At 52.3% G+C, this 12,585-nt stretch carries 14 protein-coding genes; 8 read left to right on the forward strand and 6 right to left on the reverse strand.

All coding sequences use genetic code 11. The features are described 5' to 3' along the window. Positions 1 to 148 precede the first annotated feature (148 nt). Positions 149 to 406: a hypothetical protein gene (locus J0A66_RS19245; protein ID WP_206575485.1), complete on the reverse strand. Its 258-nt coding sequence runs from the start codon at positions 404 to 406 to the stop codon at positions 149 to 151. Between the two features lie 148 nt (positions 407 to 554). Between J0A66_RS19245 and J0A66_RS19250 the strand changes: the two genes are divergently transcribed. The 6 genes from J0A66_RS19250 (at position 555) to J0A66_RS19275 (ending at position 4,963) form a co-directional block, all read left to right on the forward strand. Further along, positions 555 to 1,544, forward strand: a complete 990-nt coding sequence (locus J0A66_RS19250) for a hypothetical protein (protein WP_206575486.1) — start codon at positions 555 to 557, stop codon at positions 1,542 to 1,544. Positions 1,545 to 1,548: 4 nt separating this feature from the next. After that, a complete protein-coding gene (locus J0A66_RS19255) occupies positions 1,549 to 1,812 on the forward strand; it encodes an HNH endonuclease signature motif containing protein (RefSeq protein WP_206575487.1) in 264 nt (87 codons plus the stop codon). A gap of 808 nt (positions 1,813 to 2,620) precedes the next feature. Next, positions 2,621 to 2,863, forward strand: a complete 243-nt coding sequence (locus tag J0A66_RS19260) for a hypothetical protein (RefSeq protein ID WP_206575488.1) — start codon at positions 2,621 to 2,623, stop codon at positions 2,861 to 2,863. A gap of 236 nt (positions 2,864 to 3,099) precedes the next feature. Next, positions 3,100 to 3,744: a type II toxin-antitoxin system Phd/YefM family antitoxin gene (locus J0A66_RS19265; protein ID WP_206575489.1), complete on the forward strand. Its 645-nt coding sequence runs from the start codon at positions 3,100 to 3,102 to the stop codon at positions 3,742 to 3,744. Continuing rightward, positions 3,737 to 4,594, forward strand: a complete 858-nt coding sequence (locus J0A66_RS19270; protein WP_206575490.1) for a hypothetical protein — start codon at positions 3,737 to 3,739, stop codon at positions 4,592 to 4,594. The genes J0A66_RS19265 and J0A66_RS19270 overlap by 8 nt, the downstream gene beginning before the upstream one ends. 60 nt (positions 4,595 to 4,654) lie before the next feature. Further along, a complete protein-coding gene (locus tag J0A66_RS19275) occupies positions 4,655 to 4,963 on the forward strand; it encodes a hypothetical protein (RefSeq protein WP_206575491.1) in 309 nt (102 codons plus the stop codon). Between the two features lie 57 nt (positions 4,964 to 5,020). Here the strand turns inward: J0A66_RS19275 and J0A66_RS19280 are convergent, their stop codons facing one another. From J0A66_RS19280 to J0A66_RS19295, 4 genes are all read right to left on the reverse strand, one after another. After that, the gene (locus J0A66_RS19280; protein WP_206575492.1) at positions 5,021 to 5,899 is read right to left on the reverse strand and encodes an SMP-30/gluconolactonase/LRE family protein; all 879 of its coding nucleotides are present in this window, start codon (positions 5,897 to 5,899) and stop codon (positions 5,021 to 5,023) included. A gap of 25 nt (positions 5,900 to 5,924) precedes the next feature. Then, entirely contained in the window at positions 5,925 to 6,632 is a 708-nt protein-coding gene (locus tag J0A66_RS19285) for a sulfite exporter TauE/SafE family protein (RefSeq protein ID WP_338143922.1), read from the reverse strand. 136 nt (positions 6,633 to 6,768) lie between these two features. After that, positions 6,769 to 7,548, reverse strand: a complete 780-nt coding sequence (locus J0A66_RS19290) for an SDR family NAD(P)-dependent oxidoreductase (protein WP_206575494.1) — start codon at positions 7,546 to 7,548, stop codon at positions 6,769 to 6,771. Positions 7,549 to 7,614: 66 nt separating this feature from the next. Next, the gene (locus J0A66_RS19295) at positions 7,615 to 8,328 is read right to left on the reverse strand and encodes a FadR/GntR family transcriptional regulator (RefSeq protein ID WP_206575495.1); all 714 of its coding nucleotides are present in this window, start codon (positions 8,326 to 8,328) and stop codon (positions 7,615 to 7,617) included. Between the two features lie 272 nt (positions 8,329 to 8,600). Here J0A66_RS19295 and J0A66_RS19300 point away from each other — a divergent pair, with 272 nt between their 5' ends. Next, entirely contained in the window at positions 8,601 to 10,229 is a 1,629-nt protein-coding gene (locus J0A66_RS19300; protein ID WP_206575496.1) for a sodium:solute symporter, read from the forward strand. A gap of 168 nt (positions 10,230 to 10,397) precedes the next feature. Here the strand turns inward: J0A66_RS19300 and J0A66_RS19305 are convergent, their stop codons facing one another. Beyond that, entirely contained in the window at positions 10,398 to 11,423 is a 1,026-nt protein-coding gene (locus J0A66_RS19305) for a glycoside hydrolase family 43 protein (protein ID WP_206575497.1), read from the reverse strand. A 106-nt stretch (positions 11,424 to 11,529) separates the two neighbouring features. Here J0A66_RS19305 and J0A66_RS19310 point away from each other — a divergent pair, with 106 nt between their 5' ends. Then, positions 11,530 to 12,552 carry an arabinan endo-1,5-alpha-L-arabinosidase gene (locus tag J0A66_RS19310; RefSeq protein WP_206575498.1) on the forward strand — a complete coding sequence of 341 codons (1,023 nt, stop codon included), beginning with the start codon at positions 11,530 to 11,532 and terminating at the stop codon, positions 12,550 to 12,552. Positions 12,553 to 12,585 lie beyond the last annotated feature (33 nt).

Raw genomic sequence — 12,585 nt, forward strand, 5'->3', positions numbered from 1 at the left:
TGTCGAGCCAACAAATTCGACAGTTCCCGAAAAAGTCAGCATCCGCAAAATGCTGGCTTTTTCACTTTCTGTGCCTTAGTTTTATTATTTACTAAATTTGCAAGTCGATAGGCTTATCCTCCACGGTTGAATCATTAATCGTACGTGCTTATTGAAAGCGCTGTTTGACCAGCCACTTGGCAATATCGCACGCCAAAGCAAACCGGCCTCGTCGATTCTCAATGGGAAATATCGGAACAGGTACTTTATCTCGGCTAACAGCCTGCCTGAATGCATCGCCCGAGCGATAACCCAAAGCTCGTTGAAGATCCTTCCCACCTATCAAGTGCCCGTATTTCTCAATCAGCTCACTCTCTAGCTTTCTCTCCAGGGCTGTCTCTGGACTCAGTTGTTCCATATCAGTCATATAACCCTCAGGCAATAACCTTTAGTCATGGTCAGTCATTCAACCATAGAACAGATACACAGAATGTGTAGAAGGATAATTACCAGAGTTTCGATCCTTATAAATTGCGCTAAAATTTGTGTATTTAGGTGACTTAGAATAACTATGTGTGACGAGAGAAAATTCTACATCGCATGATGTAAAACCCGTCAAAGGGCGAGACAGGCCGAAACGTAACCCGGTAGAGATAGTCTGGACAAAGGTCTTTATGTGGGAAGTTTGCTATGCAGCACATATAGAATTCAAAGGCTGTCAGCTTGAAAGACATTTTGAGCCTGAGAAGATAAAAACACACCGCTCTGGCACCCTGCAACGAAGTGGCAAATGGGACCGATACGTTAAGGGCAAATCAACACCCAGCCAGGAAACCGTCGCCAGAATCAAGTCCCGCTACTCAAACCCTTACTTTTATCAGTTTTCCGACTCCCGGCTGTGGACAGCCATTAGAGCAGGCAAACAGTCAGATACCTACTGGCACAGCTTTTATAGAAGTCTGCGGCCAAGTCTACAAAAGCATGTTTTTAAGTCGGATATTGGTGAACTGAATCAACTCAGCCGAAGGAATCTCAGAGCGTCATCTATAGACGCCATATTAAGAGAAGGTGATTTGGAAGCCTTAGCCTGTCTGATTGCCTTGATGCGAGATGGACAACATCCACCGATAACCTGGACGTATCAGAAGCTAGAAAATGCCATGTGTAATCTCTTGCTCTGGACGCTGACATATTCCGTAATGAATCGTGTTCTAAACCTAATCTGGGCCTACTTCAGAGCGTTCATCATAGAAAAGAACAGAGAGCACTTTTACCATCCAGATTTATGGGACACTGATACTGCCACCCTCAACACAATCGTTTCCGCGATCCAGTCGAATGTATTGCTTGCCGAAGATCTGGAGCTAATCCTTCCAGGCAAACAAACTCGGGAATTCCTGTACTGGAAATATAAGGGTAATACACGCCTTATTATAGAGGAAATGCTGGAGGCCAAAGCAGTAGAAACGTATGAGTTGAAGGATTCTCCGCTAGGCCTTAAGTGGCTGACTAAGCAGTTAAACAAGACCCGTTCAGAATCTGACCAGATAGGCAATATCATATAGCAACATGCAGCACAGTGATCAGCTACAAGCAGTAGAGGTGATCAGTGCTCAACAGCAGAAGCGATCAATATCGCCAGCCCCACTAGGTTCCTCCTTCCTTGAGGTTCACCATGTAATAAGGCTCGCCGATAATGGCCCTGACACAATCGACAATGCAGTAGCCTTATGCCCCAATTGTCACCGAGCACTTCACTACGCCGACGACATGCATGAACGAAGAGAGTTGCTTTACGAAACGGTCAGTCGATTACGAAAAATCAGGGATTAGCCACGGGTCCTTCCCAGCGCTTAATCCGAGGGTAATTCGCGCCGCATCGTTCAAATTGTGGGAGGCGCTGTGACAGCCTTTACTTCAACTATTCCTAAGCTCTCGTCTGTTAGCCCCTGGAAGCTACGGAGACAATGCTTGAGGCTAGTCTTCACGGCCTCCCTGGCTAGGTCCGCCAGATTAAGAGGTACAAAACAGGTGGTACAAAGCCCAACTTAAGGCTAACATTAAGTCGTTGTTTTAATTATGGTTTGTCGATGACGACGCGTATCGAGGGTTCGAATCCCTCCCTCACCGCCATATAAAAAGCAAAAACCCCGTCCAAAAGATGGGGTTTTTGTTTTTTACCCGGTGACGGGAGGATTTGGTTCGAACCCTCCGTTCGACAAATTCGTCCGGAACGAATTTGAACATCGCCTTTTACTCACTACATCCATGTAGTTCGTCCTGCGGACCAACTGAAGCTGTTGATGATTGCTCCAGGCAACCATGCTGGTGATGGCCAGGAGGGCGAAATATAGGACTTATTCTGTAATCCTTCCCGCTCTACCCCAGGATGTTTTCTGCTTTTTTTGCACCGCCCCAGATCAAGAAGCCACGGTGCGCACCGGCACAACAACTGTATATTTGAACAGCATAAAAACATAATCTATACTGTTTATAAATACAGCATCAGGAGATCGCTATGCACACCGGACTTAAAACGTTGGACGCTGTGATTACTCGCTGGGGAATTGCCGGAGCCGATACTGAGAACCCGTTTCAAACCTGTACACGAATGACTGGCAAAGACCCAAGCGCACTCAGAATGCAGTTGCCATATTGTATTTTGCAGCAAATCAACCTGCATTCCCCCGGCACCCCCTTGTTGCTGCACAGGTTTTACGTGCCTTATAAGGAACAACGCCTGGCCTGTTTTGTCACTGATCTACAAGGGAATGTGCTGGAGCGGGTATTTTATGGGAAGGATCGCCGCTACTGGCAGGCCAGCCAGGTGATAGAAAAAGCCCTGTGTGTAGCTATCCGTAAAGAGCTTCGGTTGGCAGCCTGATATCGCCCCAAGCTGGATCAAAAACAAGACGGTGGTGAGCCATACAAAAGCACCGGCTCTACCAGCGGGTTTGAGTCTGGATGTCTGGGCTGATCCGTCTGCTATCTGAGGGAAGTCTTTGAACCGGTGCTGATTTTAACCACCGCGCCTCATCGCCAATTGTGTACACAAATCTTGCATTGACCTATCCTGAACACTATAGTGTATTTTGTGTACACATTTGTATGGGTGATTGTATGAGCCATGACAAAACCTTTGAACAGATAGGGATCCGGGAGTTTCGTAATAATCTCAAGGAGACCTTAAGGCGTGTTGATGTCAATGGAGAGCGTTTGTTGCTGGGCAAGCATGGCAGGAATGTGGCGGCGCTGGTGCCGGTGGAAGACGTCCATCTGGCAGTGAAAATGGAAAAGCAGCTTGCCGAGGCGGCAATGCAAAACCCGGAAAACCTGCCGGGTTCAGAATCCTCAGAAACCAGTCTTGAACAGTTGCTGGCCGACTACCATCCTGCAGATGAGGATCCTTCCCGCTACGAGCCTGAGCTTGATGATGCGCTGGAATCACTGAACAGGGCTTTTCATAAAAGAGCGATGCATGATGTAGAAAGCGCGTTGATGGCAGTAGCGATTAAGAAGCTGGCTGAGATTATCTCTACGTCCCCCAATATAGCTTCCATTGCCACCTCGTTACAGAGTCTGAGCGGGCAAACCGGAGGATTGTCGAAGAGGACGTCATACGCAGTGGAGCAGACAAAGGCCGTTGCCGTTGTTGAAACGGTTGTCAGCCCCTCTGAATCGCTAATAGAACGAACAGAATTCGCTACTGAGCAAACAGAAGTCGCCGCTGCCATTACCGAAGCAGTGCGGCACGCCCATGATTAATAAACAAGTGCTTGGCACCTCCCTGGCCTGGACCATAAGCTGCGTAATCAACGCAGGACTGGTCGCTTTGAGCCTGTGGGTGATCACCTTTGACGGCACGCTCTGGCGCGTGATGGGCGGGGCATTTCTGATTGCCTACCTTTATTTCTTCTTTTCTAATCCGTCACTGTTATGCCGCCGGCTGCTGGCCACAGTGGTTACCGTCAAGATCAGCATCTGGCTGGGATTACTGGAAGCACTGTCGGCTTTGGTGACTGGTGAACTTCTGGTAGTGGTAAGAAAGCTTTCAGCCCTGCTTGAGACAGTGGTGGCGGACAACAGTTGGTTTCTGCCGGTGTTTTTCGGTCTACTGGTGGCTTCCATTTTTGAGATGGCGATAGTCAACGGTGTCCTGTCAGACAAAGGCCTGCTGTCTTTATTTAGCAGGAAAAAACTAGCCGTCACCCCGACCCAGAGTCATAGCTGGAAATACAATCCCAGCGCACAAGACAAGGAGGGCGCTACCTGTATATCCTTCTCGCTGACGCTCAGGCTGAAAAACCTGAGCCAGCATCAATCTCAGGCCATTGTCACCGATGATATCGATTTCCAATCCAGCTTTTCAGGCGTGTTTTCCCATAACAATGTCACGTATTCCGTAACACCGAGAATTGGCAGTGGTGTTCAGCAGAATCTGACCCTGGCAGCAGGGGCTGAAGGGGATGTGGATGTGATTATTTATGTTCAAAGTCCACGCTTACAACGTTTCCTGCGATACTGGCGCCCCACCTCTTTTACGCTCTATTTTGTGCTCAGGGACAGCCTGGGTTATTCGCATCGCATTGCAAAGAAATGCTCGACTGCTCAGTAAGTTGGCGAATTCAATAAGATTTTGTATGCTGTGCTTGTAACAAAAAACATGCACAGGGACATGGCGTACAAACTCGAACAATTCGATGAGGATATTCAGGCCAATCAGGCGTTTTTTTCTGCTCTGGAAAAACTGCCGGTGGATAAAGATGAAGTGTGGGCCCTGCTTGATGAGATCCTCGAAGCGGTGAACGCCCAGGACCTCAGCGCCCTGACAAACAGGCAAGATATCACTGTGCTTTGTCCCATGGCCCCATTGGCCCGCAGTCAGCATATGCGGGGCTGCATCATTAAGATCCATAAGATGATGGTGCTGTTCAGACTCAACCCCACCGTACCTGTGGTGAGTTTTCGCTATCAACTCCCATAAGTAATAGCTTGCTCATGAAGATCAATATCTTAGAGCCAACAATGTCAAGAGGTTGGCTTATTCCTCCAGATGTGAAGCCGCCAGCCCTTTGACTCCTACCTGAAGCTCAAACAAACAACCGGCGTTGGGGTGTTGCACCTTCTGCTGCTCGTTCATGCCGATATGGGCGGTGGTGACAAACAGTCTGTCCAGGTTTTCTCCCCCAAAAGCCAGGCTGGTGACCTGGGGGGCCGGCAAGGGAATGCGCCTGTCCAGTCTGCCATCGGGGTGGAAGCGGCAGATGCCGCCGCCGCCCCACTGGGCCACCCACAACCCGCCTTCCACATCCACTGTCATGCCGTCGGGATAGCCCATCTCTTCGTTAAACTGAGTAAAAACCTGCTTGCCGGATAGTTCACAATCCTCAGTCAGGGTAAAACGGTAAACCCGTCGCTCTGTCGATGAGGCGTGATACAAATAGCGTCCATCCGGTGAAAAGGCCGGCCCGTTACTGACCACATAACCACTGTCCATTAATAGTGCCTGGGCCTGCCGCAGCCGGTAGAGGCTCCCGGTTGGCTGAGCTTCCTGATTGTCCATGCTGCCAAACCAGAGTCGGCCATGCCTGTCTGTCTTGGCATCATTCAAGCGGTTATGGGCGGGCTCGTGGGTCAGGCTTAACAGCGGTTGCCGGATACCTTTTTCAGGCTCCAGCCAATAGAGGCCGCCGGCAAAACCTGCCAACATTTTCCCTGTTGCTGTTTGGGTCACCCAACAGATGGGCTCGGGCTGAGGCCAGAACTGATGACCACCAGTGACGGGATCCAAACGGTGTAAAAGCTGGCCTTTAATATCCACCCAGTACAGACAATTTTCGTCATCGGACCAATAGGCCCCCTCCCCCAGCAAAGCGGGTATGTCCCAGCAACGGATTATCTCAGTAGCAGAATCAGACATGGTAACGGCAACAGGACACACTGGCTTACATTAGAATAGAGGCAATGCCGGAAAACAAGGCCACCAGCAGAATCAGCACCCGTACCGCATCGCTGTTGATTCTGTTGTTGACCAGGGCAGACAGCAGCCAGCCGATAAGGATGGCCGGCACACATTGTAGAAACAGTGTCAGATCCGCAAAGTCCGCCGCCCCGGTCAGCCACAGCACAATGATGCCCAGACTGTTGATATACAGGAAGAATACGCTGAGGTTGGCCTTGATTTGCCGGTGTTCGGCCGTCTGGTACAGCAAGCCCATGGGCGCCCCGCCGGCCGAGGTGGTAGTGCCCATAAAACCTGACAGCATGCTGGCAACGAGGTTGGAAATAATGCTGATGGTGGGTTTGATCCCCACCACAGACAGCAACACGGCCAGAATAATGGAGATGCCGAACAACAACCGGTACTGATGGGGCTCCAGAAACAACATCACCACCCCGGCCGTCAGCACACCGGCGGTGCCCCCCAGAATGGAAAAGGAGGTCTGCTTCAGATGGATGGCGTCACGGTTGCGTATCGAGATCAGCAGGGTCAGTAGCAGGGCATTGAGGATCATGGGCGCCGGTACCAGCGCCGGAGAGATCAGAAACAGAATAGGCGCGCAAAGCAGGCCAAGGCCAAAACCAATCACGCTTTGCAAGCAAGCACCGGTAATCAGTACCAGATAAATCCACAGCCAGTCTGCCAAATTCACTACCCATTGTTTCGAACCGAATCAGAAATGAGGTTTGCGCACTGGCTCACCACTCTGAAATATAAAATATTATAATACTATTTTAAACACAAACAATGCCTGATGTTAAGGAATTGTTATCAGATACAGAACGAGCTCAGACCCAACCGCCATCCACTATCAGGGTTTGGGCGGTCAGCATGCGGCTGTCGTCGGAGGCCAGAAACAAGGCGGCATTAACGATATCATCGGGTTGCAGGGTTTCCTTGATGCACTGATTGCTCTGGATTTCCTGGGCGATGTCCGGGTTGATCCAGCGGGACACCTGGCGCTCGGTCATCACCCAGCCGGGAATTAGGGTATTAACGCGGATATGGTCCTTACCGTGCTGACCGGCCAGGGTCCGGGTCAGTCCTTCAATGCCCGCCTTGGCCGTAGTGTAAGCCGGCATGCAGGTTTGCTTCAGGCGCCAACTGATGGAGCCCAGGTTGATAATGCTGCCGCCGCCAAGCCGCTGCATCTGCGGCACTACGGCCTGGGCAGAGAAAAAACAGGGCCTCAGGTTGATGGCCAGGCGGTCGTCCCAGTACTCCACGGTCAGTTCGTCCATTTCATGGCGGGTATCGTCGGCGGCGTTATTGATCAACACGCCAATATCCCCATGGGCACATCTGGCTTGCTCGATGGCACCTTTAAGGGCATCGATATCGCGGATATCACAGGGAATATACAGGGGATGAACCTGACGCTGCTCTGCCAGTCTCTTGCACAGGCTGCGGCTGGGCGCATCGGCAATATCGACAAACGTGACCCTGGCCCCCTGCAGACAAAAACGTTCCACCATGGCCGCACCGATGCCGGTACCGCCACCGGTAATAAAAATGCTTTTGCCAAGCAGGCTGGAATAACGGGTTTCCCCACTGGACTGATTCGACATATTCAACTCAAAAACTTCACTCGTGGTCCGCCGCTGCCACTGCGCTGCAGTGAACGGACACTTGCCTCAACCGGCGCGCTTAATCTCTGCTTCGATAAAGGTCATGGCCTCATCAATAAGGTAGGTCATCATGTTTTTAGCCCGCTCTGGCTGGCGATTCAGGATGGCCGTGTAGATCTTGCCGTGATCTTCCGCCACCACCATATCATTGCCCTTGGCCGGCGTGGTGTGCTGAATACTGACACTGAGCGCAGTACTGATAAAGTCACGCAGTTGGAAGAAAAAACGGTTACGGCTGGCAAACAGAATACTGGTATGAAAGGCCAGGTCCGCCTCATGCATGCTGATGTCAGGGTCGGCTGCCGCCCGTTTCATGCCTTCCACTGCTTCACCAATCTTACGGATATCCTCATCCGTGCCAAACTCGGCAGCCAGGGCCGCGGCCTGGGGCTCAATGGCAAGACGCATCTGCAGAAACTCTTTTAGAACCAGTAAAGAGGGACCGCTGTCGAGCATCCACTTGAGCACGCTGGTGTCATACAGGTTCCAGTTGGCGGCAGGCTCCACACGGATCCCCTGCCTTGGCCGGGAGGAAATCAGACCCTTGGCCGCCAGCATCTTTACCGCTTCGCGCACAGCCGTGCGGCTGATACCATACTCCTCGCAGAGCTGGGCCTCAGTAGGTAATCCCGCCTCGGCACTGTATTCACCAGCAATGATCGCGCGACCCAGTTCGTTGGTCACCCGTTGTGACAGATTAAGATTCTCAATCCGCGCCATAACCCTTCCTTTAAAGACACGTATGTTATAATACTACCATACACCTTTATTAAAACAGCTCAATTACTTATACGGCCGAAAGCCTTCACCAGCCGCCTCTTTCAGGCCGATCGTTCGTTTTTGCCAGAGAAAATTTAACCCGCCGTTAACATGCCCCTTCTCATCAGATTAATTGTATTATAATATGCCTTAACCGAGTATTAACAATCGCACCGAGCGTGGCCCATCACCGGGACCGGCTGACTCAGTGCGACCCGAACGGAACTGCATAAATGGTTGAACTAAGTACTCTGGATTGGCTGGTGCTGGCCGGTTTCTTCGTCTTATTACTGGGGGTGGTGATCATGTCCATCCGGCGCAAGGAAGAAGACACCGCCGACTATTTCCTGGCCGGCCGCAACGCCGGCTGGCTGGTGATCGGCGCGTCCATCTTTGCCTCCAATATTGGCTCTGAGCATTTGGTAGGTCTGTCCGGTGCTGGCGCCCAGTCAGGCATGGCCCTGGCGCACTGGGAGCTGCAATCCTGGATCATCCTGCTGCTGGGCTGGATTTTCGTGCCCTTTTACTGGAGCAGCAAGGTCTACACCATGCCGGAATTTCTGGAGCGGCGATACAACCCGGCCTCGCGGACTTTTTTATCAGTGATCTCCCTGGTCAGCTATGTACTGACCAAGGTGGCCGTCACCGTCTACGCAGGCGGCATTGCCTTTAAAACCATCCTGGGCATCGACTCTATCTGGGGCATCGATTTCTTCTGGATCTCGGCCCTGGGCCTGGTCATTATCACCGGCATCTATACGGTGCTGGGCGGCATGAAGGCCATCATGTGGACCTCGGTGTTGCAGACCCCTGTGCTGATTATCGGCTCGGTGGTCATCCTGGTGGTGGGTCTGGACAAGGTGGGCGGCTGGTCGGAAGTGGAGCGTCTGAATGACGCCAACATGCACCTGATCCGCTCCGCCTCCGATGCGGATTTCCCCTGGCCGGGAATTGTATTCGGCTCCTTTATTATCGGCTTCTGGTACTGGTGTACCGACCAGTACATCGTGCAGCGGGTATTGTCCGCCAAAGGCATCAAGGAAGCCCGTCGCGGGACCATTTTCGCAGGCTACCTGAAGCTGCTGCCGGTATTTATCTTCCTGGTGCCGGGCATGATCGCCTATGCCCTTAACGCCAAAGGCATTATCAGCTATGAAAGCGCCGATCAGGCCTTCCCCACCCTGGTGTCTGAACTGTTGCCATCCGGTGTCAAAGGTATCGTTATCGGTGGTCTGGTGGCGGCGCTGATGAGCTCGCTGGCCTCTTTGTTCAACTCCTCCGCGACTCTGTTTACCATCGATTTTTACAAGAAATTCAAGCCCGAATCGAGCGAGAAGCACCTGCTTAAGGTAGGGCGTATTGCCACTGTGGTCATCGTCATACTGGGCATACTCTGGATCCCGGTCATGAGCCTGATTGCCGATGTGTTGTATGAATATCTGCAAAGCGTACAGTCGCTGATTGCCCCCGGCATTGCCGCGGTGTTTCTGCTCGGTCTGTTGAGCAGCCGCATCACCCCGGCAGCCGGTTTTGTCGGCCTGGTCTCAGGCTTTGTACTGGGGATGGTGCGACTGGTATTACTGCCTTTCAGGGAGTCACTGCAAGGCACATCCGTCGCCTGGATTGTGGAAATGAACTGGCTGTACTACTGCATACTGCTGTTTGTAGTGGTAATAGGCATCATGATCCTGACCAGTCTGTTTACCGCCAGGGCCAGTAAAGAAAAACTGCAGGGCTTGACCTTTGGCAGCCTGGGTAAGGACACTATGCGCGAAGTCGTCGCCGGCCTGGACAAGTGGGACTATATCCATACTGTGGGGATCCTGGCCATTACCGCCTTTATCTATATGCGTTTCTGGTAAGCAGCCCAATACGAAAAGGGCATCCAGTCGGATGCCCTTTTTATTTGCTCCTCTTACTTCCTGCTCGCTTTGTACTTCGTGGTAATCAAGCAGTGTTAGCTAGCCGCCTTGAAGAGCACGAAGGGGCACTGAAAATTGCAGTGGCGGGCCAAACAATAGTCCTTCCCCCTAATCCCCCTGTTCTTGCATAAACACCGGGAAGCCGTTGGCATCCCAGTAAATGGCGCGGGCACGGGCGTGGCGGTTGGGGTCCGTCAGCGGCGTGCCTTGCAGTTCCTGATAGTCGCGGCTGTGGTAAATCATCAAATCCGTGCTGCCGTCCTCGGCCAGCACAAAACTGTTGTGGCCCGGCCCATAGCGGCCAAGGCGTTCATTAGTGCTAAACACAGGATCAGGGGACTTGTGCCAACTGTCGGCATCCAGCAAGTCTGCATCTGCATCGGCCCACAGCAGGCCCATGGCATAGCGATCATCGGTGGCGCCGGCCGAATAGGTCATAAACACCTTGCCGTTACGCACCAGTACCGCTGCCCCTTCATTTACCTTATAACCCTGTATCTCCCAGTCCAGGGTAGGCTCACTGATTTTAACAATGGGAGCCTTGACCGAGGTGGGACTGTCCATCTCGGCAATCCACAGGGCCGAGTTATAGCTGCGCTCGGCATTTTGCTGGGCCCAGACCAGATAACGTTTACCCCCATGTTCAAAGGTGGTGGCATCCAAGGAAAAACTATCGATATGAGTGCTCAGCTGTCCCTCTTCCTGCCAGGTTCCTTGACTCGGATCCTCCGAGGGGTTAGACAGCACATACATACGGATACTGAAGGGTTTGGCTGCATCGCCCGCAGCAAAATACACATACCAGTTGCCGTCGATGCGGTGCAGTTCCGGCGCCCAGATATTGGCGCTCATGGGCCCTGAGGTTTTCTTTTGCCAGATCACTGTCGGCTCGGCCAGTTTCAGGTCGTTGAGCCGACAGGCACTTCGGATCTCAATCTGATCGAATTTTGGCGAGGTGCCGATAAACTGATAACAACCCGTTGCCTCGTCCCTGACCAGGTAAGGGTCGGCCCGCTGCAATACGATGGGGTTGTCGATATTCAGGGATGGGTCGGCCTGCACGGCGCCACCGGCAAACAGTGCCAAGGGCAGCCACGCCCGGCGAACGCCGCGCAGGATATTTTTCTTTAACATGGTGAACTCCTGTTTTGAGAAAGCCATCAAGATATTGTTAATATTGTATTACATATATGCTAAAATCCCAATCGACAATTCGATCAGCAAGACAGGAAAAAGCCTGATGAAACAGCGTACTAAACTAGCCGGTGCAATGTTGCTGGCATGGGGGCTGGGTGCCTGCGCCACGGCCAAACAGGTGGAAGTGCATGATCCTGTGATGACCAAAGAGGGTGACAGGTATTATGTGTTCAGCACGGGGCCCGGCATCACCTACTATGAATCCGAAGATCTTAAGCACTGGCGCCTGACCGGCCGGGTATTTGAACATGAGCCTAGCTGGGCCAGACGCATTGCAGAGGGGTTCAACGGCCATCTGTGGGCACCGGATATTTACCACAAAGATGGCAAGTTCTATCTGTACTACTCGGTCTCAGCCTTTGGCAAGAACACCTCAGGCATCGGTGTGACGGTCAACGAGACCCTGGATCCGGGATCACCGGATTACCGCTGGGTGGATCAGGGCATTGTGCTGCAGTCGGTGCCCAACCGGGATCACTGGAATGCCATCGACCCGGCCATCATCGAGGATGAAAAAGGCAATGCCTGGATGAGCTTCGGTTCATTCTGGGAAGGCCTGAAACTGGTCAAACTGGACGACAGCCTGACCCGCCTGGCCGAACCGCAGGAATGGCACAGCATCGCCAAGCGTCCCGGCAATCCGCTGACGCCGGATGCCGATGCCGGTGAAGGGGCCATCGAGGCGCCCTTTATCTTTAAAAAAGGCGACTACTACTACCTGTTTGTGTCGTTCGACAAATGTTGCCGTGGTATGGACAGCGACTACAAAATCATGGTGGGCCGCAGCCAGTCCGTCACCGGCCCTTATCTGGACAAAGACGGCAAGTCCATGCTCGACGGGGGCGGTTCGCTGGTACTTGAGGGCAATCAGAACTGGGTGGCCCTGGGTCATAACTCGGCTTACACCTTCGATGGCAAGGACTACCTGGTATTCCACGCCTATGAGACGGCCGACAATGCCCTGCAGAAACTGCGTATCCTGCCTATTAATTGGCAGGACGGCTGGCCGGAGGTGGATCCGGCTGACCTGAACCGCTTAAGCACGGTGCTTATGAGTGACAAGTGACGGGTAACAAGTGACAAGTGACCAAAAAGCGCA

The organism is Bowmanella dokdonensis, from assembly GCF_017254865.1.
Classification (GTDB): Bacteria; Pseudomonadota; Gammaproteobacteria; order Enterobacterales; family Alteromonadaceae; genus Bowmanella; species Bowmanella dokdonensis.